This is a genomic window from Pseudomonas sp. 30_B (assembly GCF_017491605.1).
Classification (GTDB): Bacteria; Pseudomonadota; Gammaproteobacteria; order Pseudomonadales; family Pseudomonadaceae; genus Pseudomonas.
In genome coordinates, this window is the sequence record NZ_JAFGYY010000492.1 from 1 (window position 1) to 244 (window position 244).

The 244-nt window shown below is 61.5% G+C and carries 1 pseudogene; it reads right to left on the reverse strand.

From position 1 onward, the window contains the following. Positions 1-244, reverse strand: a pseudogene (locus tag J5M67_RS29215) (arylsulfatase); the annotation flags it as partial.

A 244-nucleotide genomic window follows, 5' to 3' on the forward strand; every position in this document is an offset into this window, starting at 1 on the left:
CATCAGCGTACTCGTTGCCCGGCATGCCGCTCTGGCCCTGCATGGATTCGCGTATGTGGGTGAAGGCGTGCATGCGGGTGGTGTTCATCCAGACGAAGAACGGCTTGTCGGCCTTCACCTGCTTGTCGATGAAGTTGATCGCCGCCTGGGTGGTCTCGTCGTCGATGGTTTCCATGCGCTTCTTGGTCAGCGCACCGGTGTCCTCGATCTTGCCGTCGGCGAAGGAATGGATCACCCCGCGCGG